The sequence below is a fragment of the Streptomyces sp. ITFR-21 genome (assembly GCF_031844685.1).
Classification (GTDB): Bacteria; Actinomycetota; Actinomycetes; order Streptomycetales; family Streptomycetaceae; genus Actinacidiphila.
The window spans coordinates 6,443,720-6,467,493 of the sequence record NZ_CP134605.1; the positions used below are offsets into that span (position 1 = coordinate 6,443,720).

The 23,774-nt window shown below is 74.4% G+C and carries 21 protein-coding genes; 7 read left to right on the forward strand and 14 right to left on the reverse strand.

Annotated features, from left to right (window positions below):
- The first annotated feature begins 203 nt into the window (after positions 1-203).
- Positions 204-1,724, forward strand: a complete 1,521-nt coding sequence (locus RLT57_RS28520; RefSeq protein WP_311300120.1) for a DUF6397 family protein — start codon at positions 204-206, stop codon at positions 1,722-1,724.
- Here RLT57_RS28520 and RLT57_RS28525 read toward each other — a convergent pair.
- On the reverse strand, positions 1,611-2,477 hold the full coding sequence (locus RLT57_RS28525) for an acyl-CoA thioesterase (protein ID WP_311300121.1): 867 nt from the start codon (positions 2,475-2,477) through the stop codon (positions 1,611-1,613). The genes RLT57_RS28520 and RLT57_RS28525 overlap by 114 nt on opposite strands.
- 118 nt (positions 2,478-2,595) lie before the next feature.
- Complete coding sequence (locus RLT57_RS28530) at positions 2,596-5,109, reverse strand: DEAD/DEAH box helicase (RefSeq protein WP_311300122.1); 2,514 nt, start codon at positions 5,107-5,109, stop codon at positions 2,596-2,598.
- 135 nt (positions 5,110-5,244) lie between these two features.
- On the opposite strand from RLT57_RS28530, the gene RLT57_RS28535 reads away from it, so the two are divergent.
- The gene (locus tag RLT57_RS28535; RefSeq protein ID WP_311300123.1) at positions 5,245-6,039 is read left to right on the forward strand and encodes a metal-dependent hydrolase; all 795 of its coding nucleotides are present in this window, start codon (positions 5,245-5,247) and stop codon (positions 6,037-6,039) included.
- A 54-nt stretch (positions 6,040-6,093) separates the two neighbouring features.
- Here the strand turns inward: RLT57_RS28535 and RLT57_RS28540 are convergent, their stop codons facing one another.
- Positions 6,094-7,875: an ABC transporter ATP-binding protein gene (locus RLT57_RS28540; RefSeq protein ID WP_311300124.1), complete on the reverse strand. Its 1,782-nt coding sequence runs from the start codon at positions 7,873-7,875 to the stop codon at positions 6,094-6,096.
- Complete coding sequence (locus RLT57_RS28545; RefSeq protein ID WP_311300125.1) at positions 7,872-9,863, reverse strand: ABC transporter ATP-binding protein; 1,992 nt, start codon at positions 9,861-9,863, stop codon at positions 7,872-7,874. The genes RLT57_RS28540 and RLT57_RS28545 overlap by 4 nt, the downstream gene beginning before the upstream one ends.
- Before the next feature lie 196 nt (positions 9,864-10,059).
- On the opposite strand from RLT57_RS28545, the gene RLT57_RS28550 reads away from it, so the two are divergent.
- Both RLT57_RS28550 and mscL read left to right on the forward strand, forming a co-directional pair.
- Positions 10,060-10,818 carry a hypothetical protein gene (locus RLT57_RS28550; RefSeq protein WP_311300126.1) on the forward strand — a complete coding sequence of 253 codons (759 nt, stop codon included), beginning with the start codon at positions 10,060-10,062 and terminating at the stop codon, positions 10,816-10,818.
- A gap of 194 nt (positions 10,819-11,012) precedes the next feature.
- Entirely contained in the window at positions 11,013-11,465 is a 453-nt protein-coding gene (mscL, locus tag RLT57_RS28555) for a large conductance mechanosensitive channel protein MscL (RefSeq protein WP_311300127.1), read from the forward strand.
- Between the two features lie 9 nt (positions 11,466-11,474).
- Here the strand turns inward: mscL and RLT57_RS28560 are convergent, their stop codons facing one another.
- Entirely contained in the window at positions 11,475-12,032 is a 558-nt protein-coding gene (locus RLT57_RS28560) for a MarR family winged helix-turn-helix transcriptional regulator (RefSeq protein ID WP_311300128.1), read from the reverse strand.
- 94 nt (positions 12,033-12,126) lie between these two features.
- Between RLT57_RS28560 and RLT57_RS28565 the strand changes: the two genes are divergently transcribed.
- Both RLT57_RS28565 and RLT57_RS28570 read left to right on the forward strand, forming a co-directional pair.
- Positions 12,127-13,950, forward strand: coding sequence for an ABC transporter ATP-binding protein (locus RLT57_RS28565; RefSeq protein ID WP_311300129.1), 1,824 nt, complete (start codon positions 12,127-12,129; stop codon positions 13,948-13,950).
- A 118-nt stretch (positions 13,951-14,068) separates the two neighbouring features.
- Positions 14,069-14,446, forward strand: coding sequence for a DoxX family protein (locus RLT57_RS28570; RefSeq protein ID WP_311300130.1), 378 nt, complete (start codon positions 14,069-14,071; stop codon positions 14,444-14,446).
- Here RLT57_RS28570 and RLT57_RS28575 read toward each other — a convergent pair.
- The 8 genes from RLT57_RS28575 to RLT57_RS33595 form a co-directional block, all read right to left on the reverse strand.
- Positions 14,438-15,151 (reverse strand): LutC/YkgG family protein, encoded by a 714-nt coding sequence (locus RLT57_RS28575; RefSeq protein ID WP_399129592.1) that lies wholly within the window; start codon positions 15,149-15,151, stop codon positions 14,438-14,440. The two genes, RLT57_RS28570 and RLT57_RS28575, sit on opposite strands and share 9 nt — an antisense overlap.
- Positions 15,148-16,701, reverse strand: coding sequence for a lactate utilization protein B (locus RLT57_RS28580; protein WP_311300131.1), 1,554 nt, complete (start codon positions 16,699-16,701; stop codon positions 15,148-15,150). Before RLT57_RS28580 ends, RLT57_RS28575 begins: the two co-directional genes overlap by 4 nt.
- A 16-nt stretch (positions 16,702-16,717) precedes the next feature.
- Positions 16,718-17,518: a (Fe-S)-binding protein gene (locus tag RLT57_RS28585; RefSeq protein WP_311300132.1), complete on the reverse strand. Its 801-nt coding sequence runs from the start codon at positions 17,516-17,518 to the stop codon at positions 16,718-16,720.
- A gap of 120 nt (positions 17,519-17,638) precedes the next feature.
- Complete coding sequence (locus RLT57_RS28590) at positions 17,639-17,857, reverse strand: hypothetical protein (protein WP_311300133.1); 219 nt, start codon at positions 17,855-17,857, stop codon at positions 17,639-17,641.
- 9 nt (positions 17,858-17,866) lie between these two features.
- A complete protein-coding gene (locus RLT57_RS28595) occupies positions 17,867-18,982 on the reverse strand; it encodes an NAD(P)-binding domain-containing protein (RefSeq protein ID WP_311300134.1) in 1,116 nt (371 codons plus the stop codon).
- A 547-nt stretch (positions 18,983-19,529) separates the two neighbouring features.
- Entirely contained in the window at positions 19,530-20,348 is an 819-nt protein-coding gene (locus RLT57_RS28600; RefSeq protein ID WP_311300135.1) for a glycoside hydrolase family 3 N-terminal domain-containing protein, read from the reverse strand.
- A gap of 330 nt (positions 20,349-20,678) precedes the next feature.
- Complete coding sequence (locus tag RLT57_RS28605; RefSeq protein ID WP_311300136.1) at positions 20,679-21,866, reverse strand: LLM class flavin-dependent oxidoreductase; 1,188 nt, start codon at positions 21,864-21,866, stop codon at positions 20,679-20,681.
- A gap of 177 nt (positions 21,867-22,043) precedes the next feature.
- The gene (locus RLT57_RS33595; RefSeq protein ID WP_399129968.1) at positions 22,044-22,127 is read right to left on the reverse strand and encodes a putative leader peptide; all 84 of its coding nucleotides are present in this window, start codon (positions 22,125-22,127) and stop codon (positions 22,044-22,046) included.
- Positions 22,128-22,216: 89 nt separating this feature from the next.
- Between RLT57_RS33595 and RLT57_RS28610 the strand changes: the two genes are divergently transcribed.
- Positions 22,217-22,639 (forward strand): secondary thiamine-phosphate synthase enzyme YjbQ, encoded by a 423-nt coding sequence (locus RLT57_RS28610; RefSeq protein WP_311300137.1) that lies wholly within the window; start codon positions 22,217-22,219, stop codon positions 22,637-22,639.
- A gap of 8 nt (positions 22,640-22,647) precedes the next feature.
- On the opposite strand, the gene RLT57_RS28615 is transcribed toward RLT57_RS28610, so the two are convergent.
- The gene (locus RLT57_RS28615) at positions 22,648-23,712 is read right to left on the reverse strand and encodes an ATP-dependent DNA ligase (protein ID WP_311300138.1); all 1,065 of its coding nucleotides are present in this window, start codon (positions 23,710-23,712) and stop codon (positions 22,648-22,650) included.
- Between the last annotated feature and the right edge of the window lie 62 nt (positions 23,713-23,774).

Below are 23,774 nucleotides of genomic sequence, written 5' to 3' on the forward strand. Positions count from 1 at the left end.
CCGCGGGCGCTCCCGGGCCCGGGACGGCGGGTCGGACCGGCCTCAGCGGTCGGCCGCGGCGGCCGGCCGACAGGGCTCGGCGGGCCCGGGGTCCTGAGCCGGGCGTTCTCGGGGTCGGCGAAGTTATCCACAGGGCCGGAGACGATTGTTCGCGCCCCGCGCTAGATTGGTCACTGTCAGTGATCGAAGTCTGCGGGGGAGTGATGGCAGTGAAGACACTCAAGCCGGCGCGAAACGCGAAGGCGACGAAGTCGGGCAGGCCGGCGCGCGAGCCGAAGGCGGCCAGGACCACCGGGGCCGAACGGGCGGCGAAAGGCTCGGCGCGGGAGATGCGGCGGGAGCGGGCGGCGCCGAAGACCGCTCCCGGGGTGGGGCGGAGCCCCCGGCGGGTGTGGACCTCGGGGGTCGTGGCGCCGCCGCCGACCGACACCGGGCCGACCACGTCCGAGCTGTTGCCACTGGGCCGGGCCCGGGACGAACTGAACTTGCGGTACGACGAGTTCGACGTGGCGCTGCAGATCGGCGAAGTGCCCTGCGTGGCCTGCGGCCCCGGCCTGCGGAAGGTGCCGGCCGAGGCCGTCGCCCGGCTGCGCGCGGAGGATGGCCACCCCGGCCCGCTGCGCGCCCGGCTGCTGCTCGTCAGCAGCGACGAGGCGGCGAAGCTCCTCGGGGTCGGCCGGGGCCGCTTCGTCCGGCTGGCCAGAGCGGGACACCTGTGCCCTGTCCGCTGGTACGTGAACCGGTACCAGGCGGTGGTGTGGATGTACCTGGCCGGCGAAGTCTCGGAGTTCGCCGACCGGAACCCGGCGCTGTTGCACGGGCCGCTGCCCGCGCAACTTCGAGAGGCGGTGGCGGCCGGCCGGGACCGGCGGGCGTGCGGATGGCGTGTGCGCCGCGCCGGGCAACTCGTGCGGGACGCCTACGACTCCTGGGAGGAAGCCGCGGTCTGGGCCGCGCTCCTCGGCCCCGAGGTCGTCGCCGGCGCGGTGCCCGACGCCTACGAACGCGCCCACCTGCGCCGACTGCGCGCAGGGTTGCCACCGAGCCGGTTCGGGCGAGCCTCGGCCGAGCGCATCAGGGGGCTGACCACCGCCGACCAACCGGAGGAGGTCGCGGCGGGGCTGCTCGCCCTGGCCGAGGCGCTCGGCAGAGCCCGCGCCGTGCGGCCGGCGCCCCGGCCGGGTCCGCCGCTCGTATCGGGACCACCGGCCCCGCCGCCTCAGCTGCCCCCGGACGCGTCCGCACAGCCGCTCGAACTGCACGGGCCGCCGACGCTCCCGCTTCCGCGGCGCGGACCGGCGCTTGCGGTACCCGGGGTCGTGCTTGGCCCTACCGTGCCTGTGCCCGGGCCCACGGTGTCCGGCCGTGCGGCGGCCGCGGACCTGCCACCGGCGCCGCTGCTCGGACCGTTCCCGGCCATCCCCGTCCCCGCGGTCCCGCCGCCCGCGCCGACGCCCTCGGACTCCCTGCCGCCGCGGCAGGCAGCCGGGTACGCACGCTTCGGGCCGGCCCCCGCGCTGCCGCGCGCCACGTCTTCGCGGCGGGTGGCGCGCGGGACCGCCGGGCCGGGGCGGCGGCTGGGGCTGCGCGTACTGCTGCGCGGCCGGCGGTCAGCCCCCGACCTTGCGGAACAGCCCTTCCTGCATGACCGAGACCAGCAACCGCCCCTGCCGGTCGAAGATCTGACCGCGCGCCAGACCCAGGGCTCCGGTCGCGATGGGTGACTCCTGCTGGTAGAGAAACCACTCGTCGGTCCGGAACCGCCGGTGGAACCACATGGCGTGGTCCAGCGACGCCGTGTCGAAACCGCGCGGTCCCCACAGCGGCTCGACCGGCACCCGGACCGCGTCCAGCAGCATCATGTCGCTGGCATAGGTGAGGGCGCAGGTGTGAACGAGCGGGTCGTCGCCGAGCGGCCCCAGCGCGCGCATCCACACCGCGCTGCGCGGCTCGGCGCCCTCGATCTCCCCTGGGGTCCAGCGCAGCCGCTCCACATAACGGATGTCGAAGGCGACCCTGCGGTCCATCCGTTGCAGGGTCTCCGGCAACACCCCCAGGTGAGCGCGGAGTTCGTCGCCGAGTCTCGGTAGGTCCTCCGGCCCGGGTACCTCGGGCATCGGCAGTTGGTGTTCGAAGCCCGGTTCGGGCTGATGGAAGGAGGCGGTCAAATTGAAGATTGTCCGACCCTCCTGGACGGCCACCACCCGGCGGGTCGTGAAGGAGCGGCCGTCACGGACCCGCTCGACCTGGTACACGATGGGCACTCCCGGCCGCCCTGGGCGCAGGAAGTACGCGTGCAGCGAGTGCACCGGCCGGGCGCCTTCGGTGGTGCGGCCGGCCGCGACCAGTGCCTGCCCGGCGACCTGGCCGCCGAACACCCGCTGCAGCCGTTCCTGCGGGCTGCGGCCGCGGAAGATGTCCTCCTCGATCCGCTCCAGGTCGAGCAGCTCGACCAGCCCCTCGGCCGGATTGCCCATCGGGTCCTCCTCGCGTTCCTCGTATACCCCGGGCCCCTCGTCCGCGGCGCCGCCCGTGTCCGCCGTGCCGCTCGGGCGACCCGTGCCGCCCGCGGCGGCCGGCCCGCCGGTCGGCACGTCAGAGCTCGCCGACGCCGGTCAGCCGGATCACCGCGCGGCCCTCCTCGTCGGAGGCCGCCAGGTCGACCTCGGCGGAGATGCCCCAGCCGTGGTCGCCGTTGGGGTCGGCGAAGGTCTGCCGGACCCGCCACAGGCCGTGCTGCGGCTGCTCCTCGATCTGCAGCAGCTTGGGGCCGCGGGCGTCCGGTCCGGTGCCCAGGTCGTCGTACTCGTCCCAGTACGCGTCCATGGCGTCCGCCCAGGTGTCGGCGTCCCAGCCGGAGTCCGCGTCGAGCTCGGCGAGCTGGTCGTACTTCTCCAGCGCGGCCAGCTCCACCCGGCGGAAGAGGGCGTTGCGGACCAGCACCCGGAAGGCCCGGGAGTTGGCGGTGACCGGCTTGACCTGGTCGGCGCGCTCCGCGGCCTGCTCAGCGGTCTCCACCTCCGGGTTGGCCAGCTGCTCCCACTCGTCGAGCAGGCTGGAGTCCACCTGCCGGACGAGTTCGCCCAGCCATGCCGTCAGATCCTGGAAGTCCTCCGACTTCAGGTCGTCCGGCACGGTGTGCTCCAGCGCCTTGTAAGCGCCGGCCAGGTAGCGCAACACGATGCCCTCGGTCCTGGCGAGTTCGTAGGAGGAGACGAACTCCGAGAAGGTCATGGCCCGTTCGTACATGTCACGGACCACCGACTTGGGGGACAGCGGGTGGTCGCCGACCCAGGGATGGCTCTTGCGGTACACGCCGTAGGCGTGCAGCAGCAGCTCCTCCAGCGGCTTGGGGTAGCTGACGTCCTGGAGCCGCTCCATGCGCTCCTCGTACTCCACCCCGTCGGCCTTCATCGCGTTGACGGCGTCGCCGCGCGCCTTGTTCTGCTGGGCGGCCAGGATCTGCCGCGGGTCGTCGAGTGTGGACTCCACGACCGACACCATGTCCAGGGCGTAGGAGGGCGAGTCGGGGTCGAGAAGGTCGAAGGAGGCGAGCGCGAAGGTGGACAGCGGCTGGTTGAGCGCGAAGTCCTGCTGGAGGTCGACGGTGAGCCGGACGATACGGCCCTCGGCGTCCGGCTGCGCCAGCCGCTCCACCACACCGCCGTCCAGCAGCGAGCGGTAGATCGCGATGGCCCGCCGGATGTGCCGCAGCTGGGCCCGCCGGTCCTCGTGGTTGTCCTCCAGCAGCCGGCGCATGGCCTCGAAGGCGTTGCCCGGCCGGGCGATGACGGACAGCAGCATCGTGTGCGTCACGCGGAAGCGCGAGGTCAGCGGCTCCGGCTCGGCGGCGATCAGCTTCTCGAAGGTCGCCTCCGACCAGTTCACGAAGCCTTCGGGCGCCTTCTTGCGGACCACCTTGCGGCGTTTCTTCGGATCGTCGCCGGCCTTCGCCAGCGCCTTCTCGTTCTCGATCACGTGCTCGGGGGCCTGCGCCACCACGAAGCCGGCGGTGTCGAACCCGGCCCGTCCGGCACGGCCGGCGATCTGGTGGAACTCGCGGGCCCGCAGCACCCGCACCCGCTGGCCGTCGTACTTGGCGAGGGCGGTGAAGAGCACCGTGCGGATCGGTACGTTGACGCCCACCCCGAGGGTGTCGGTCCCGCAGATCACCTTCAGCAGGCCGGCCTGCGCCAGCTTCTCCACCAGCCGCCGGTACTTGGGCAGCATGCCCGCGTGGTGGACGCCGATGCCGTGCCGCACGTAGCGGGAGAGGTTGCGGCCGAAGGCGGTGGTGAAGCGGAAGTTGCCGATCACCTCGGCGATCGCGTCCTTCTCCGCCCGGCTGGACATGTTGATGCTCATCAGCGCCTGCGCCCGCTCCACGGCGGCGGCCTGGGTGAAGTGCACGATGTAGACCGGGGACTGACGGGTCTCCAGCAGTTCGGTGATCGTCTCGGTCATCGGCGTGGTGCGGTACTCGTAGCTGAGCGGCACCGGCCGGGTCGCGGACCGCACCACCGAGGTGGGCCGGCCGGTGCGGCGGGTCAGGTCCTCCTCGAACCGGGACACGTCGCCGAGCGTCGCCGACATCAGCAGGAACTGCGCCTGCGGCAGCTCCAGCAGCGGGATCTGCCAGGCCCAGCCCCGGTCCGGCTCGGCGTAGAAGTGGAACTCGTCCATCACGACCTGGCCGACGTCGGCGGCGCTGCCGTCGCGCAGCGCGATGGACGCCAGCACCTCGGCGGTGCAGCAGATCACCGGCGCGTCCGGGTTGACCGATGCGTCGCCGGTCAGCATCCCCACGTTCTCGGTGCCGAAGAGTTTGCACAGGTCGAAGAACTTCTCCGACACCAGCGCCTTGATCGGCGCGGTGTAGAAGGTGACCTCGTCACGGGCCAGCGCGGCGAAGTGGGCACCCGCGGCGACCAGGCTCTTCCCGGAGCCGGTGGGGGTGGAAAGGATGACGTTCGCCCCCGAGACCACCTCGATGAGCGCCTCCTCCTGGGCCGGGTAGAGGGTGAGGCCCTGCCCCTCGGCCCACGTCGAGAAAGCCTCGAAGAGGGCGTCGGGATCGGAGTCGGAAGGCAGCTGATCGATAAGGGTCACCCCTCCATCTTGCCCGTCCCGGGCCCCCGGGGCGCAGCCGCCGGAACGGGAGGGGTGATCAACACCGGTATGGTGTGCCCTCGACGATGCGTCAAGTCCGCCTGCAGGCGGCCGAACAGGGGGCTGAGCAGCACCATGATGGGACCCGCGCACTCACTTTCCGGAGCGACGGCCTGGCTGGTGGTGGGGGCCGTCACCGCGGGGCTCGGCCACCCGATGCCCTGGCCGACCCTCGTGGTCGGTGCGCTGATCTGTGCGGGCGCGGCACTCGCTCCCGACCTCGACCACCACGCCGCGACCATCTCGCGCGCCTTCGGGCCGGTCTCGCGCAACCTGTGCAAGATCGTCGACGTGGTGGGCTACACGACGTACAAGGCGACCAGGAAGCCGGGCGACCCGAGGCGCAACGGCGGGCACCGCACACTGACTCACACCTGGGTATGGGCGGCGCTGCTGGGGACGGGCTGCTCGGCCGCCGCCGTGTTCGGCGGGCGCTGGGCGGTGCTGGCGATCCTCTTCGTCCACATGGTGCTGGCCGTGGAGGGCCTGCTGTGGCGGCAGGCGAGGACGTCGAGCGACGTGCTGGTGTGGCTGCTCGGCGCCACCAGCGCCTGGGTGCTGACCGATGTGCTGGACGACCCGGGCAACGGCAAGGAGTGGCTGTTCACCGCCCCCGGCGAGCACTACATGTGGATCGGGCTGCCGATCCTGCTGGGCGCGCTGGTGCACTGCGTGGGCGACGCGCTGACCGTCTCCGGGTGCCCGATCCTGTGGCCGATACCGATAGGCCGCAAGCGCTGGTACCCGCTGGGGCCGCCGAAGTTCATGCGGTTCCGCGCGGGGAGCTGGGTGGAGATCAAGGTACTCACCCCGGCGTTCTTCGTGGTCGGCGGGGTGAGCGCGCTCGGCGCCCTGGGCGTCTTCGGCTGACCCCGGCGGGCGGCCGGCCCTCCTTCGTCGTCCGCCCGTCCGCCCGTCCGCCGGCTACCCGTGCCAGGACCGCCACAGGGCCGCGTAGGCGCCGCCGGCGGCGACCAGCTGGTGGTGGCTGCCCAGCTCGCTGATCCGGCCGTCCTCGATCACCGCGATGACGTCCGCGTCGTGGGCGGTGTGCAACCGGTGCGCGATGGCGACGACCGTACGGCCGTCGAGCACCCGGGCCAGTGAGCGCTCCAGGCGCCGGGCCGCCCGCGGGTCCAGCAGCGAGGTGGCCTCGTCCAGCACCAGGGTGTGCGGGTCGGCCAGCACCAGCCGGGCCAGGGCCAGCTGCTGGGCCTGCGCCGGGGTGAGCACCGCCCCACCCGAGCCCATCTCGGTGTCGAGGCCGTCGGCCAGTGCCAGCGCCCAGCCCCCGGCGTCCACCGCGCGCAGCGCGCTCCACAGCTCCGCGTCGTTCGCCCGGCCCCGGGCCAGCCGCAGGTTGTCGCGGAGGCTGCCGACGAACACGTGGTGCTCCTGGTTGACCAGCGCGACATGCTCACGTACCCGTTCGGCGGGCATCCGGGCCAGCTCCGCGCCGCCGAGGGTGATCTCGCCGGAACGCGGCGCGTAGATCCCGGCCAGCAGCCGGCCCAGCGTGGACTTGCCCGCGCCCGACGGTCCCACCAGGGCCAGCCGGGTGCCCGGCGGGACGGTCAGGGTCACCCCGTGCAGTACGTCGGCGCCCGCCCGGTAGCCGAACCGCACCTGGTCGGCGGCCACCTCGCGACCCCGCGGCGAGATCCCCTCGTCGCCCTCCGCCTCGGCGACCTCCCGTACGCCGACCAGCCGGGCCAGCGACACCTGGGCGACCTGCAGCTCGTCGTACCAGCGCAGCATCAGGTTGACCGGGTCGACCAGCATCTGGGCGTACAGCGCGCCGGTGGTCAGCTCTCCCGCGGTCACCCAGCCGTGCAGCGCGAAGGTCCCCCCGATCATCAGAACCGAGGTAAGGATCAGCGCCTGCGTCAGGTTGACCACCGGGAACAGCACGCTGCGCAGCCACATCGTGTAGCGCGCCCACGCCACCCACTGCCGGAGACGCAGCCGGGACAGCTCCTCGCGGCGGTCGCCGAGGCCGTGCGCCTCGATGGTGCGGCCGGCGTCCACGGACTCGGCGAGCACCGCGGCGACGGCCGCGTAGCCCGCCGCCTCCGACCGGTACGCCTCCGGGGCGCGCTTGAAGTACCAGCGGCACCCCGCCAGCAGCAGCGGCACCGCGACCAGCATCGACAGGGCCAGCGGCGGGGACGTCACGGTGAGCGCCCCGAGCAGCAGCAGGGCCCACACGACCGCAATGGCCAGCTGCGGTACGGCCTCGCGCATCGCGTTGGACAGCCGGTCGATGTCCGTGGTGATCCGGGACAGCAGATCACCGGTGCCGGCCCGCTCCAGCACGCCCGGCGGCAGCGCCACCGACCGCACCAGGAAGTCCTCGCGCAGATCGGCCAGCATCCGCTCGCCGAGGTCCGCCCCGCGCAGCCGTACCGTCCGCACGAAGAACGCCTGCACCGCCAGTGCGGCCAGGAACAGGGCGACGGTCCGCCCGAGCTCGATGTGCCGGTCCCCGGAGGACAGGTCCTGCACCAGGCCGCCCAAGAGGTAGGGACCCACCATCGAGGCCAGCACCGCGACCGTGTTGACCGCCAGCAGCAGCGTGAACGCGCTCCGGTGCCGCCGCGCCAGCTCGCGCACGTAGGCCCGGACGGTGGCGGGCGAGCCCACCGGGAGGGTGGCGCTCTGCTGCGGCGCGGCCGGATCGTACGCGGGCGGCCGTACCCCGATCACGCGGACTCCTCCATCGGCACCGGCGGCACCGGCGACTCCGGCGACTCCGGCGACTCCGGCGGCTCCGGCGGCACCGGCGGCTCCGGCGGCACCGGCGGCACCGGCGGCACCGGCGGCACCGCGGAATCCTGCGGCCGTGCGGTCGCCTCGTGCTCCGGTGCCCGGACGCCGGGGGTGCCCTTTCGGCGCTCCCCGCCCTCTCGGCCGGCCCCGCCATCCTGGTCCTCCCGGGTGACGACCGCGCGGTACCGCGGGTCGGTGCGCAGCAGGTCGTGGTGGCGGCCCGCCGCGGTGGCGGTGCCCTCGTCGACGAACACCACCCGGTCGGCCCGGTCCAGCACCAGCGGGCTGGAGGTGAGGACCACGGTGGTGCGTCCGCCACGGATCTCCTTCAGGCTCGCGGCGATCCGCGCCTCGGTGTGCGCGTCCACCGCCGACGTCGGCTCGTCGAGCACCAGCACCTGCGGGTCGGCCACCAGCGAACGGGCCAGGGCGAGCCGCTGGCGCTGGCCGCCGGACAGCGACCGGCCGCGTTCGGTGATCCGGGCCCGCATCGGGTCGCCGCGGTGCGCGCCCGTGCCGGCCGTGGACTGCGCGAGGGCGTCCAGCACGTCACCGCACTGCGCCGCGGCCAGTGCCTGCGCCGCGCCGACCCGGCCGGAGGAGGGCACGTCGAGCAGTTCGGCCAGGGTGCCGGACAGCAGCACCGGGTCCTTGTCCTGGACGAGCACCGCGGCGCGCGCCGCGGCCAGCGGCAGGGCGTCCAGCGCCTGTCCGCCGAGCAGCGCCGACACCTCACCGGCCACCGCGTCGGGGCTGTGCCCGCCGAGCCGGTCGGCCAGCAGCCCGGCCGCGTCCGGGTCGCCGCACACCACCGCCGTGAACAGCCCGGCCGGCGCCCGCAGCCCCGTGGCGGGGTCGTACAGCTCCCCGGCGAGCTCCCCGGCGGACTCGGCGGGGGGTGCCGGGCCCGCCGGCGCGGCCGGCCCCGGGCGGGCCAGGGCCAGCACCCGGGCGGCGCGTCCGGCCGACGGCCGGGAGAAGGACCAGGCCATGGCGATCTCCTCGAAGTTCTGCAGCGGGACCATCAGGAAGACCACCGAGCCGTACACCGTGACCAGTTCGCCCACCGAGATCCGGCCCTCCAGCGCGAGGCGGGCCCCGTACCAGGCCACCGCCACCAGCAGCAGGCCCGGCAGCACCACCTGGACGGCCGAGATCAGCGCCCACATCCGGGCGCTGTGCACGGCCGCGGCGCGTAGCTGCTGGGATGCGCGGCGGTACCGGTCGAGGAACAGTTCCTCGCCGCCGATGCCGCGCAGTACCCGCAGCCCCGCCACCGTGTCCGCCGCCAGCTCGGTGGCCCGGCCGGCCTTCTCCCGCTGGAGGTCGGCCCGCCGGGTCGCGGCCGGCAGCAGCGGCAGCACCGCGACGGCCAGAACGGGCACGGCCGCGGCCACGATCACCCCGAGCGCCGGCCGGTACACCAACAGCGCGATCGCCAGGCCGACGGTGGCCACCAGCGCCGAGGTGAAGCGGGCCAGCGCCTCCACGAACCAGCCGATCTTCTCCACGTCGCCGGTGCTGACCGCCACCACCTCGCCCGCCGCGACCCGCCGGGTCAGCACCGAGCCCAGTTCGACGGTCCTGCCGATCAGCAGCTGCTGGACCCGGGTGGCAGCGGCGATCCAGTTGGTGACCGCGCTGCGGTGCAGCATCGTGTCGCCCAGCGCGGTCAGCAGCCCGAGCGCCAGCATCATCGCGCCGGACAGCGCCAGCCGGTCGCCGGAGCGGTCCACGACGGCCTGTACCGCCGTCCCGACGGCCGCCGGGAAGGACGCCACCGCGGCCATGTCCAGGGTGCCCCACGCGGCGGCCACCAACTGTCCGCGCCATTGGCGTAGTTCCAGCCAGAGCAGGAAGCGGAAGCCGGAGCGGGCGTCGGGCACGCCCGGGTCGGCGGACGGAAGACTGCGCAGGGACGGCATGATGTCCTGGTGTCGGTGCGAACGTGGCGGAGCGGGACCGGTCGGGCCTTTCCGGAGCAATCGTGCCGGGAGCGGTCAGGAGCCGTGCAAGGGTCGCGTCGCGGCCCGCGCCGGGTCAACCGGTTTTCCGGTGGCGGGCGGGAACGGGCCACGGCCGCCTGGACGTCCCAGGACGAGAGTGGAAGGTTGGGGTGTCATGCGAGGAACGGCGACCATCCGTACGGCGGCGCTGGCGGCGACCGGCGCGCTGCTGCTCACCGGCTGCGGCGGAACCGGCGGCTCGAACGCGGCGGGCGGCCCGCAGCCGCCGGGACCGGCCACTGCCGCCGCCGACACCACGGCGAAAGCGAAGGCGGAGGCATCGGCCGACCCGCGTACCCTGCCCGGCGTCGGCCCCGCGATGACCGCGAAGGTGCCCCCGTCGGCCCGGCAGGCGGTCGTGGTCTACGGCGCCGGCCCGACCACCTCGAAGTCCACGGTCGCGCTGTTCACCAGGACCGCCGACGGCCGCTGGCGTCCCGGACCGAGCTGGCCCTCGCACAACGCCGTCCACGGCTGGACTGCGGAGCACCACGAGGGCGACCTCAAGAGCCCGATCGGCGTGTTCACCCTGCACGACGCGGGCGGCCTGCTCGCCGATCCCGGCGCGAAACTGCCGTACCACCGGTCGGCGGCCTTCACCACGCCCGCGTCCTGGCCCGCGGGGTACCACCACGACTTCGACTACGTGATCGCCATCGACTACAACCGGGTCGTCGGCACCTCGCCCGCGGACCCGACCCGCCCGCAGGGCCGGTCCAGGGGCGGCGGCATCTGGCTCCACATGGACCACGGGGTCGGCACCTCCGCCTGTGTCACCGTCTCCGAGGACGCCATGCGCTATCTGCTGCGCACCCTCGCCCCGGCGGACCACCCGGTGATCGTGATGGGCGACCGGGCGCACCTGGCGGGCTGACCGGCCGCCCGGCGCCCGCGGGCCGCCCCGGCCGCCCGCCGCCCAGGCCCACTTGATCCGGCCCACGGACCGGTTGGCCCCCCGGCCGCGGGACACGGCACACTGTGGCTCCTCGCACCCGATCGAACCTGATCGCAGAACCGAACCACAGAACCTGAACCACAGAACCTGAACCACAGAGGGGACCCCCACCCATGAAGGGCTTCCGCGCCTTCCTGCTCCGCGGCAACGTCGTCGACCTCGCGGTCGGCATCGTCGTCGGCGCCGCCTTCACCAGCCTGGTCAACGGCTTCGTCAAGGCGTTCCTGACCCCGATCGTCGGCCTGGTGTCCGGGGCCTCGGGCGACTTCAGCGCCAAGGACTTCAAGGCGTCCGGCGTCGACTTCCCGTACGGCGTGTTCATCGACGCGGTGATCGGCTTCGTGATCGTCGCCGCGGTGATCTACTTTTTGGTCGTCCTGCCGATGAACCGCCTGCAGGACCGGTTCTTCCCGAAGGCCGCCGCCGCCCCGATGCGCGAGTGCCCGGAGTGCCTGACCCCCATCCCGGCCGCCGCCAAGCGCTGCAGCTCCTGCACCGCCCAGGTGGGCCCGCACATAGTCGAGCAGCCGGGCGGCGGTGTCGCCGGCAGCGGCAACACCAAGTAGCGGCAGCGGCTACGAAGCCCCCGGCTCCCGCCCGTCCGCCCCGCCGACGGCGGGTGCCACGGGGGTGCGGGGCCGCGGGGGCTGGGAGCGAGGGCCCGCCGGGTGGGCGTCCTGCTCGTCCAGCACGGACAGCAGCGCCGTCAGCTCCGCCCGCTGGCCGTCGCTCAGCGGCCCGAGCAGCTCGGCGGCGGCGGTGCGGCGGGCCTGCCGCAGGTCGAGCAGCGCCTGCCCGCCCCGCTCCCGCAGCTCGATCCGGATCACCCGCCGGTTGTGCGGGTCGGGCACCCGCCGCAGGAGTTCCCGCTCCTCCAGCGCGTCCACCAGCGTGGTCACCGCCCGCGGAACCACGTCGAGGCGCTGGGCGAGATCGGCCATCCGGGGCGGCTCGTCGTACAGCGCCAGCGCCCGCAGCAGCCGGGCCTGCGCCAGGGTGATGCCCAGCGGCTCCATCAGCTCCCGCTGCGAGCGGTGCAGCCGCCGGCTCAGCCGCAGCAGCTGATCGGCCAGCCGCCCGGTGACCTCGTCGGGGGTGGCCGCCGGCGCGGCCGCGGCGGTGCGCGTCTCCATGGTTCCAGGGTATCAGGACCATATTCATTGTGAGTATAGGTAACAATGACCTATACTCCCTATGTCAGTGGTCCCCTGTACCCCAAGGAGTCCTTTGCGTCCCGAAGCCGATCTCGCGAACCGGTGGACGCCACCGAAGAAGAATCCCGGTGCCGCCACCGATGTCCGCCGCATCGTGCGGCTCTTCCGCCCCTACCGCGCCCGGCTCGCCGTCGTCGGCCTGCTGGTCGCCCTCTCCTCCCTCGTCTCGGTCGCCTCGCCCTTCCTGCTGCGCGCGATCCTCGACACCGCCATCCCGCAGGGCCGCACCGGGCTGCTCGCCCTGCTCGCCCTCGGTATGATCGCCACCGCCGTCGCCAACGGCGTCTTCGGCGTCGCGCAGACGCTGATCTCCACCACCGTCGGCCAGCGCGTCATGCACGACCTGCGCACGGCGGTCTACGAGCGGCTGCAGCGCATGTCGCTGGCCTTCTTCACCCGCACCCGCACCGGCGAGGTGCAGTCCAGGATCGCGAACGACATCGGCGGCATGCAGGCGACCGTCACCTCGACGGCGACCTCCCTGGTCTCCAACGCCACCGCCGTGATCGCCTCGGTCGTCGCCATGCTCGCCCTGGACTGGCGGCTGACCGTGGTGTCGCTGCTGCTGCTCCCGGTGTTCGTCGGGGTCGCCCGCAAGGTCGGCCGCGAACGCAAGAAGATCGCCACCGACCGGCAGAAGCAGATGGCCGCGATGTCCGCGATCGTCACCGAGTCGCTGTCGGTCAGCGGCATCCTGCTCGGCCGCACCATGGGCCGCGGCGCATCCCTCACCCGCGACTTCGGCGCCGAGTCCGAGCGCCTGGTCGGCCTGGAAGTGCGCTCCAACATGCAGGGCCGCTGGCGGATGGCGGTGATAGGGATCGTGATGTCGGCGATGCCCGCGCTCCTGTACTGGGCGGCCGGCCTCACCACCGGCCACGGCGGCCCCGCCGTCTCCATCGGCACGCTGGTCGCCTTCGTCTCGCTCCAGCAGGGCATGTTCCGGCCCACCGTCTCGCTGCTCGCCACCGGCGTGCAGGTGCAGACCTCGCTCGCGCTCTTCCAGCGCATCTTCGAGTACCTCGACCTGCCGATCGACATCACCGAGCGGCCGGACCCGGTCCGGCTCGACCCGGTGCGCGGCGACATCCGGTTCGAGGACGTCGACTTCGCCTACCAACCCGGCGACGAGCCCACCCTGCACGGCATCGACCTCGAACTCCCCGCCGGCGGCAGCCTCGCCGTGGTCGGCGCCACCGGCTCGGGCAAGAGCACCCTCAGCTACCTGGTGCCCCGGCTCTACGACGTCACCGGCGGCCGGGTCACGCTCGACGGCGTCGACGTACGCGACCTGGGCTTCGACACCCTGGCCACCGCGATCGGCGTGGTCTCCCAGGAGACGTACCTCTTCCACGCCTCCGTCGCCGACAACCTGCGCTTCGCCAAGCCGGACGCGACCGACGAGGAGATCCGGGCCGCCGCCGAGGCCGCCCAGATCCACGACCACATCGCCGGCCTGCCCGACGGCTACGACACCCTCGTCGGCGAGCGCGGCTACCGTTTCTCGGGTGGCGAGAAGCAGCGGCTCGCCATCGCCAGGACGATCCTGCGCGACCCGCCGGTGCTCATCCTGGACGAGGCCACCAGCGCGCTCGACACCCGTACCGAAGGCGCCGTGCAGGACGCCATCGACGCGCTGTCCGCCGGCCGTACCACCATCACCATCGCCCATCGGCTGTCCACCATCCGCGACGCCGACCAGATCGCGGTCCTCGACGCCGGCCGGATCGTGGAACGCGGCACCCACGACGAACTCGTCGCCCTCGACGGCCGCTACGCCGCCCTGCTGCGGCGCGACACGCACCTCGCGACCACCGGCGCCATGGCGACGCCGTGACCGCGCCGTGCCCCGCGACGGGCGGGGACGCGCGGGGCAGGGACTGCCCGGCGGACGTTACTCACCGGTAGGGTGAGGGTTCGGCGGGAAGCGCCCGCCCCGTTCAGGGAGGTTCCCGGTGCCCGCACCCTCTGCCCTGCTGCTCGCCGGCCTGCTCGCCGCGGCCGGCGTCACCCACTTCGCACGGCCCGAGCCGTACGACGCGATCGTGCCGCGGTCGCTGCCCGGCGACCCGCGCCGGTGGACCCGGGCCAGCGGCGTCGCCGAACTCGCGGTGGCCGCCGCCGTCGCGCTCCCCGCCACCCGGCGGGCCGGCGGCCTGGCCGCGGCCGGCCTGTTCGTCGCGGTCTTCCCGGCCAACGTCAAGATGGCCCGCGACTGGCGCCGCCGCCCCACCCCGTACCGGGCCGCCGCCTACGGTCGCCTCCCCCTCCAGGTCCCGCTGGTCCTGTGGGCGCTGAGGGTCAGCCGGTCCGCCGCGCGGGCCTCAGCCTGACACCGCCAAGCCCGGCGCCCCGCGGCCCGACGCCACGATGACGACGTCCAGGGTGCGCGGGCCGTGGACGCCCTCGACCCGGTCGAGCTCGATGTCGCTGGTGGCGGAGGGCCCGGAGATCCAGGTCAGCGGCCGGGTCGGGTCGAGCCGGGGCATCGCCTCCGGCACCGAGTCCACCACCTGGCGGGGCGCGTGGACGACACAGACGTGGTGGTCGGGCACCAGCGTGATACGGCGGTGCCCCTGGTCGGGCGAGGCGTCCAGCACGATGGTGCCGGTCTCGGCGATGGCCAGCGCGCAGCCGGTCACCACGCTGTCGACGGCGTCCAGCTCCTGAGCGGTGGTCAGCGCGGAGCCGGGGAGCAGCTCGACGCCCTCGACCTGCGCCAGCCAGTCGTTCGGCAGCCCCGGCGGCACGACGGCCCGCCGCGTTCCGTGCTCGGCCAGCAGCCGCGCCACCGTCGAGGGCAGCCCGGCGTCGTCCGTGCGGTGCACCCTGGCCCGGTAGTCGGCCAGGTTCCCGGCGAGCAGTTCCGCGCTCTGGTACGGGGTCCGGTCGGCGTGGACGGTCAGGTAGTCGCGGGTGAGCGCGGCGGCTTCCGCCGCGGGGTCGGACACCGGGCCGCCGCCGGAGCCGTCCGGCCGGCCGAGGGCGTTGCGGATACGGCGCAGGACCTCGTCGCGGCCGCCGCCGGCCCCGGTCACCGCGAGCCCCCTTCCCCGACGCCCGGACCGGTCGTCCCCGCCCCGCCGGCCGCGGGGCCCTTGCCGGTGTCCTTGCCGGCGGAAGCGGCTCGTTCCCGCTGCTGCCACCAGTCGCGGAAGGACTGGGCGGGCAGCTCGGGCAGATCGCGGCTGTCGGACCACGCTTTGCCGGTGTGGCCGGGGGCGTGCCGGGGGTGGAGCGCACGGGTGCGGGTGGCGAGTTTCTGGGTGGTGCGCCAGGCGGCGGGATGGTCCAGGGTCCAGCGGGCCGCCCGCATGGCGGCGCGCTCGGTGGCGTGGCCCTTGGCGGGCTTGATGGTGGTACGGGAGCCGCGGAGGGTGACCTGGCCGCCTTGGACGACGCGTTCGCGCAGGTGGACGAGGATCTGCGGGATGTCGATGGCCACCGGGCAGACGTCGTAGCAGGCCCCGCACAGGCTGGAGGCGTAGGGCAGCGACGCGTCGAGTTCGGTGGCGGTGCCGCGCAGCTGGGGGGTGAGGATGGCGCCGATCGGGCCCGGGTAGGCGGAGCCGTAGGCGTGGCCGCCGGCACGCTCGTAGACCGGGCAGACGTTGAGGCAGGCGGAGCAGCGGATGCAGCGCAGGGCGGCGCGGCCGGTGGGGTCGGCGAGGGTGTCGGTGCGTCCGTTGTCGAGCAGGACGAGGTGGAAGGTCCGGGGGCCGTCGTCGTCGGTGGTACCGGTCCACATGGACGTATAGGGGTTCATGCGCTCGGCGGTGGAGGACCGGGGGAGGGTCTGGAGGAACACCTCGAGGTCGCGGAAGGAGGGGACGGTCTTCTCGATGCCGACCACGGAGATGAGCGTCTCGGGCAGGGTGAGGCACATGCGGCCGTTGCCCTCGGACTCCAGGACGACCATGGTGCCGGTCTCGGCGACCATGAAGTTGGCGCCGGAGACGGCGACCTTGGCCCGCAAAAACTTCTCCCGCAGGTGGAGGCGGGCGGCCTCGGCCAGCTCGGCGGGGGAGTCGGAGAGGTCCTGCGGGGCCGGGCGGCCCCAGCGCCCCATGGCGTCGGTGAAGATGTCCCGGATCTCGCGGCGGTTCTTGTGGATGGCGGGGACGAGGATGTGGGACGGCCGGTCGTCGCCGAGCTGGACGATGAGCTCGGCCAGGTCGGTCTCGTAGGCGTGGATGCCGGCCTCGGCGAGGGCCTCGTTGAGGCCGATCTCCTGGGTGGCCATCGACTTGACCTTGACGACCTCGGTCTCGCCGGTGGCGCGGACGAGTTCGGTGACGATGCGGTTGGCGTCGTCGGCGTCGGCGGCCCAGTGGACGGTGCCGCCGGCCGCGGTGACCGCCTCCTCCAGCTGCAGGAGGTAGTGGTCGAGGTGGCGCAGGGTGTGGTCCTTGATGGCGGCCCCGGCCGCGCGCAGGGCCGGCCAGTCGGCCAGCTCGCCGACGGCCGCGGCCCGCTTGGCGCGGATGGTGTGGGTGGCGTGGGTGAGGTTGGCCCGCAGCCGGGTGTCCTTGGTGGAGTCCTGGGCGGCCCGCGGGAAGGACGGCAGCCCCACATACGTACCGCTCATCGGATCTTTCCTGTCGTCACGGGCGGGTCTTTCCTGTCGTCACGGGCGGGAGGGGGCGGGCCGGCCGGTAGGGCTCCTCTTGTGTCGAGGCCAGGATCTCGGCGAGGTGCACGGCCCGCAGCGGGGCCTCCCGGCGGCGCAGGATGCCGTCGAGGTGCATCAGGCAGGAGTTGTCCGCGCCGCACAGCACCTGGGCGCCGCTGTCCAGCGCGTGCCGGACCTTGTCCTCGCCCATCGCGGCCGAGACGTCCGCATTCTTCACCGAGAAGGTGCCGCCGAACCCGCAGCACTCCTCGGCGCCCTCCAACTCCCGCAGCTCCAGGCCCCGTACGGCCTCCAGCAGCCGCCGGGGCCGCTCGCCGAGCCCCAGCAGCCGCAGCCCGTGGCAGGAGGGGTGGTAAGTGACGGTGTGCGGGAAGTGCGCGCCCACGTCCGTCACCCCCAGTACGTCCACCAGGAACTCGGTCAGCTCGTACGTCTTCGGCACCGCGGCCGCCGCGGCCTCCGCCAGCCCGTCGTCACGCCCCTCGTCGGCGGCCCGTTCGGCGATCCGCGGGTAGTTGTCGCGGACCATCGCCGCGCAGGAGCCGGACGGGGTGACCACGTAGTCGTAGTCGTCGAACGCGGCGGCGTACCGGCGCACCAGCGGTTCGGTCTCGTGCCGGTAGCCGGTGTTGAACTGCGGCTGCCCGCAGCAGGACTGCGCCGCCGGGAAGCCGACCTCCACGCCGAGCCGCTCCAGCAGGGTGACGACCGCCCGCCCGGTGTCCGGGTACAGCAGGTCGTTGACGCAGGTCACGAAGAGGGCTACACGCACGGGGACTCCCCGTCGCCGGCGGTCCGGCCGGGCGGATGACGATCACACATGGGTCCATCCTGCCGCAACCGTGGGTCGTAGGGAAGCAGACATCCGATGTTTCTGCGGCCCCCTGACCGCCTACTGATGCCGCCCCTCCGGACGGCGCCGGGCCCGCCGGTCCGCGACCGGGTCCGCCAGCAGCGCCGGCACCGCGCAGAGCACGGCCACCACGGCCGCGACGACGACGGGCGACCAGCCGGCGTCGCCCAGCAGCGCCGCGGCCATCAGTACCACCGCGGCCAGGGCGGCGACCGCGGACACCCCGGACAGCGCCGTCCTCCAGTTCTGTGTCCCCATCCCCACAACCTAAAGGGTGGCCGCCTCCCGCGCCGCGGCAACGGGAGGACTTACCCTGCCGGAGGACAGCAGCGCCCGGATGTCGTGAACCGCGCCGCGCCCGGCCCGGTTGGCGCCTATCGTGCTCGCCGAGGGCCCGTAGCCGATCAGGTGGATCCGCGGGTCCTTCACCGCCCGGGTGCCCTCCACCCGGATGCCGCCGCCCGGTTCCCGCAGCCGCAGCGGTGCCAGATGGTCCAGCGCCGCCCGGAAGCCGGTCGCCCACAGGATCACGTCGGCGTCCAGGGTGCGGCCGTCGGCCCAGGCCACGCCGTGCGGGGTGATCCGCTCGAACATCGGCTGCCGGCGCAGGACGCCGCGCTCCTGAGCGGCGCGGACCGCCTCCGTCGCCGCCAGCCCGGTGACGCCGACCACGCTCTGCGGCGGCAGTCCCCGCCGGACCCGCTCCTCCACCAGCGCGACGACGGACCGGCCCCACTCCTCGTCGAAGGGGGCGTCGCGGAAGACGGGCGGCCTGCGGGTCACCCAGGTGGTGCGCGCCACCTCGGCCAGTTCGATCAGCAGCTGTACGGCGGAGGTGCCACCGCCGACCACCACCACGTGCCGGCCCGCGAACCCGGCCGCGCCCCGGTAGCCCGCGGTGTGCAGCTGCCGTCCCAGGAAGGTCTCCTGCCCCGGGTAGTACGGTACGAACGGCCGGTCCCAGGTGCCGGTGGCGTTGATCAGCGCCCGGGCGGCCCAGACGCCCGCGTCGGTCTCCACCCGCAGCCGGCCGCCGGCCCCCTCGCGTACCGCCCGCACGTCCACCGGCCGGCGCACCTGGAGGTCGAAGGCCCTCTCGTACCGCGCGAAGTAGGCCCCGACCACCTCGGACGAGGGCCGCCCCGGATCGGCGTCCCCCATCGGCAGTCCGGGCAGGTCGTGCACCCGGTGCGCCTTGCCGTAGGTCAACGACGGCCAGCGGTACTGCCAGGCGCCCCCGGGCGCGGGGGAGTGGTCCAGGGCGACGAAGCCGGGGCCGGGCTCGTAGCCCGCCCGGCGCAGGAAGTAGCCCGCCGACAGGCCCGCCTGGCCGGCGCCGACCACAGCCACCTCGGTGGTCCGCACGTCACCCGAGTCGTTCATGCCTGTACCAACTTCCCCCGGAAGGGAAAGCTTCCCGCCCTCCGGCGTCCTCCGGCGCCGGGCCGGGCGCCATCGGGCCGCCCGTGGCGGGGGAACCGGCCGCGCGCCGCTCGGAAACGGGGCCCGGCGGCCCCGCAGCGGCCGACCGCCGGCCCGTCTCCGTGCGGACGGGCGCTCCAGAGCGGGCGCGCCCCGGCCGGCGCCCGGCGGCGCGTCTTGAGCGGACCGCGACGACGGCTGGGCGCCGCCACCCCCGGCACCCTCGCCCCGGTGCCGCCGGGGTGTCCGCGGGCCTGTGCCGCCTGCGGCGTCCCGGACGCCGGAGCACGCACCGTCCGGCGCAGGGCGCCCGGGGCCCGGGGCGTTCTCGCTGCCGGCGTCAGCCGGTTCAGGCCCGCGGCGAGCGCGCGGCCGGGCCCGACGAGGCCGCGCCCGGCCACCGGCCCGCAGGGGCAGCCGCGCCGTGGCCGGCCGGCGGGGCTCCCGCCCGGGAGGCGGCCGGGAGCGCGGCGGCCCCGTGAAACACCCGGTCGGGCGCAGCCGCGGCTCAGCGGTCTCCGCGCGTCGCGATCGGGCCGGTCGGCATGCGCGGCTCGCAGGCCCAGCGGCGCAGCCGCGCGACCCGTTCGGCGGCCTCCTCCAGGCGGGACACCGGCAGGTCGCCGTCGAAGACGGCACGCGCGGCGGCGGTGTGGATGGCCTCGCGTACGCCTTCCCCGCTGGCCGGGCCGAGCCGCAGCAGGTCGACGCCGGCGATCCAGGCCAGGACGGCGGCGCCGGGCACGCCCCAGCTGTCGACGATCGCCGGGGCGTCCAGGGCGTCGCTGACCACGACGCCGCCGTAGCCGAGTTCGCCGCGCAGGATGCCGGTGATGGCGGGGGCGCTGAGGGCGGCGGGGACGCCGTCGGCGTCCGGCACCGGGGTATGGCCCGCGGTGATCGCCCGGACGCCCGCCGCCGCTCCCTCGGCGAAGGGCCGCAGACTGCCGGCGCCGGTGAAGGGCCCGAGCGCACCGGCGACGCCGTGGGTCTGGAGGTCGGTGACGAAGACCCGGGTCTCGTCGGCGCGCAGTCCCGGCCGTACCCCCAGATGCAGATTGGCGCCCGCAGTGACGAGTTCGGCCGCCGCGGCGCTGCCGCCGCCCGGCCGGCGGGGGCCGGGGTGCCCGGTGAGCGCGTCCGGCAGGGCCGCCCGTACGGCGTCGGTGGTGGCGCGGGCGGCCGGACCGTAAGCGTGTACGGCGGCGCCTGGCGTACCGCGTTCCAGGCCGCGCAGCAGCCAGTCGGGCAGTGTGCCGTGGCGGCCCTCGATGGAGGGCAGGAGGCATGAGTCGACCAGCGTGGCGAGCCGGTGCAGCGCGTTCACGTCGGTGTCCCCCTTCGGGGCGCGGCGGGCAGGGTCCCAGGGCCTGCTGAATGGTACAGACCAATCAAGGTCATCGGCAATCGCGCCACACCAATCCCATCAACCCCCATGACCTGAAGGCCCGTTGCGCCCGAGCCGGCGCGCCCGCGAACGTCCGGTCCCCGGCCCTCCGGGGTCCGTGGTCCGGATGCCCGTCGGTGAGGGAGCGGGACCGGCCGCGTCGCGGTCGTGAGGCGGAGGAGGGAGGCCGCGGTGTGTCGTCGGCCGGCGGGAACGCGGCGGGCGTGCGTACCGGGCCCCGCTCCGCCGCGCAGATCCCGACGGCAGGCCCTAGCGTCCCCCCGCGAGCGGCAGCGGCACCCCGCCGCCCGCGGCGGCCGGCACCCCGCCGGGCGGTGACGGCTGCGGCGCCAGCAGGCCGCGGGCGGCCAGCTCGGGCATGACGCCCTCGCCGAACCGGTACGCCTCCTCCAGGTGCGGGTAGCCGGACAGCACGAAGTGCTCCACGCCCAGCGCGTGGTACTCCTCGATGCGGTCCGCGATGTCCGCGTGGTCGCCGACCAGCGCCGTACCGGCGCCGCCGCGGACCAGACCGACGCCCGCCCACAGGTTCGGCGCGATCTCCAGCCGGTCGCGCCGTCCGCCGTGCAGCGCCAGCATCCGCTGCTGGCCCACCGACTCGCTGCGGCCCAGCGCCTGCTGCGCCGCCGCCACCGTGTCCTCGTCGAGTTCGGCGAGCAGCCGGTCCGCGGCCGCCCACGCCTGCGCCGCCGAGTCCCGCGCGATCACGTGCAGCCGGATGCCGAACCGGACCGTGCGGCCCTCGGCCCGCGCCAGCGAGCGGATCCAGTCCAGCTTCCCGCGCACCTGCTCGGGCGGCTCCCCCCAGGTCAGGTACACGTCACTGTACCTGGCGGCGACCGGCCCCGCGGCCGGCGAGGAGCCGCCGAAGAAGATCTCCGGCAGCGGGTCCGGCGGCAGCGCGGTCAGCCCGCCCCGCACCTGGTAGTGCTCGCCCTCGAAGTCGAACGGCCGGCCCTCCCACACCCCGCGCACCACCGACAGGAACTCCGCCGTGCGCGCGTACCGGCTGTCGTGGTCCAGGTGGTCGCCGAACCGCTGCTGCTCGGTGGCGTCACCGCCGGTCACCACGTTGAGCATCAGCCGCCCCCGGGCGATCCGCTGGAAGGTGGCCGCCATCTGCGCCGCGAGGACCGGCGAGACCAGTCCCGGCCGGAAGGCCACCAGGAACTTCAGTCGGCGGGTGTGCTGCGACAGCGCAGTCGTCGTCAGCCAGGCGTCCTCGCACCACGTGCCGGTCGGCGTCAGAACGCCCTCGAAGCCCAGTTGGTCGGCGGCGCGCGCGATCTGGGCGAGGTAGTCGATGTCGGGGGCGCGCACGCCGGCCGCAGGGGTGATCCGGGACCGCTCCACGCCGCCGCCGGTGTAGGCGTGCCGGTCGACCAGCGTGCGGCCGTCGCCCCCGGTGGGCAGGAACCAGTGCAGGTGTACGGACATGGGGCAGGAGCCTTTCCCTGGGTACGGGCGGGGGTGCCGGGTCACCCGCGCGGGACGCGCGCTCCCGGCGGCGGCGCGGGTCCCGGCGCGCGGCGGCTCCGGGGGCGGGGCGGCCGGACGGTCGCCCGAAGGTTCACGGTCGCCCGACGGTCCACCGCGGCAGCAGAGGACCGGGCGTCAACGGCAGCCGCGACACGCCGCGGACGTCACCCGCAGCAGGTCTATGTGACCGCGCGTGGTGAGCAGGCGGGGACGCGACATGCCGCGAACGTAGCGAGAGGTCCGTCAGCAGGTCAATGGCGCCTCGGCGCCCGTGCGGTGGACGGCCGCGGATGCACGATCATGGAGCAATGGCCGACACCTTCACCACGCGCGTCATCGACGTCACCACCGGATCCACCGAGACGGTGCACGATCTGACCGGCGCCTGCGCGTCCTTCCTGCACGACGCGGCACGGGGCCGCGACGGACTGCTCAGCGTCTTCGTCCCGCACGCCACCGCCGGGATCGCCCTCATCGAGACCGGCTCCGGCAGCGACGGGGACCTGCTCGCCGCGCTGCGCGACCTGCTGCCCGCCGACGACCGCTACCAGCACCGCCACGGTCACCGCGGCCACGGCCGCGACCACGTACTGCCCGCGTTCGTACCGCCGCACGCCACCCTGCCGGTGGTCGGCGGCCGGCTCGAACTCGGCACCTGGCAGTCCGTCGTCCTGGTCGACACCAACGTCGACAACGCCCGCCGCCAGGTCCGGCTCAGCTTCCTCGGCTGAACGGCCCCTCAGCCACCGCCCAGCACCTCCGCGAGGTCGTAGCCGGCCGGTTCCTCCAGCTGCGCGTACGTGCACTCCCCGGGCTCCCGGTCACCCCGCCAGCGGCGGAACCGGGCGGTGTGCCGGAAGCGGTCGCCCTGCATGTGGTCGTAGGCGACCTCCGCCACCAGCTCGGGGCGCAGCGGCAGCCACGACAGGTCCTTCGTGCCGGTCCACCGGCTCGGCCCGCCGGGCAGCCGGTCGGCGGACTGCGCCTCCTCGCTGGCCCAGCGCTCCCACGGATGGCCCCGCACGCCGTCCATCCGCAGCGGCGCCAGCTCCGCCATCAGCGCCCGGCGCCCGGCCATCGGGAAGGACGCGCAGACCCCGACGTGCTGGAGGCGTCCGGCGCCGTCGTACAGGCCGAGCAGCAGCGAGCCGACCACCGGGCCGCTCTTGTGCAGCCGCAGGCCCGCCACCACGCAGTCCGCGGTCCGCTCGTGCTTGACCTTGACCATCACCCGTTCGCCCGGCCGGTACGGCAGCGCCGGCGGTTTGGCGACCACGCCGTCCAGCCCCGCGCCCTCGAAGCGCTCGAACCAGTCGCGGGCCACCTCCAGGTCGTCGGTGGCGGGAGCGGTGAAGACCGGCGCCGAGGCGTCCCGCAGCACCCCGGTCAGCTCCTCGCGCCGCTCCCGCTGGGGCACGTCCATCAGTGACACGTCACCGAGCGCCAGCAGGTCGAAGGCGACGAAGCCGGCGGGTGTGGCGCCGGCCAGGAGGCGTACCCGGGAGTCCGCCGGATGGATCCGCTCCAGCAGGGCGTCGAAGTCCAGCCGCCCGTCACGGGCGATCACGATCTCCCCGTCCAGCACGCAGCGCGCCGGGACCCGGTCCCGCAGCGCGGCCACCACCTCGGGAAAGTACCGGGTCAGCGGCTTGCCGGAGCGGCTGCCCAGCTCGATCTCGTCGCCGTCGCGGAAGACGACCGCCCGGAAGCCGTCCCACTTGGCCTCGTACAGCATGCCCGCCGGGATGGCCTTGGCGGCCTTCGCCAGCATCGGCCGGACCGGGGGCATCACGGGAAGGTCCATGAGGACGATTGTGCTGGCGCGCGGGGGCCCGCGCCCGTCGGCGCGGGCCGGCGGACGCGCCC